The organism is Streptomyces sp. SID13031, assembly GCF_010548305.1.
In the GTDB taxonomy this organism is placed as follows: domain Bacteria; phylum Actinomycetota; class Actinomycetes; order Propionibacteriales; family Kribbellaceae; genus Kribbella.
Window position 1 is genome coordinate 1 of the sequence record NZ_JAAGLV010000128.1, and the last position, 383, is coordinate 383.

A 383-nucleotide genomic window follows, 5' to 3' on the forward strand; every position below is an offset into this window, starting at 1 on the left:
CCGAGCGCCTCGACCAGACCGGGCGCCCAAGCGGCCCGGGGCCCTCCTGCCCGGAGCCGCTCTGCCGGGGCCGCTCCCGCCCGGACGCCCCGGGCGCGGGTTACCGGATGTGGCCGTCGCCCGTGACGATGTACTTCGTCGATGTCAGTTCGGGCAGGCCCATGGGGCCGCGGGCGTGGAGTTTCTGCGTGGAGATGCCGATCTCCGCGCCGAAGCCGAACGCGCCGCCGTCCGTGAAGCGCGTGGAGGCGTTCACGGCGACCGTGGTGGAATCCACCAACTGGGTGAACCGGCGGGCCGCCGCCTGTGAGGTGGTGACGATCGCCTCGGTGTGGCCGGAGGACCACAGCCGGATGTGCGCCACGGCCGCGTCCAGCGAGTCC

Annotated in this window: 1 pseudogene; it reads right to left on the reverse strand. The window is 73.6% G+C overall.

Annotated elements, in window-relative coordinates:
- Positions 1 to 100 precede the first annotated feature (100 nt).
- Positions 101 to 383 (reverse strand): annotated as a pseudogene (locus G3I17_RS39555) (gamma-glutamyl-phosphate reductase); the annotation flags it as partial.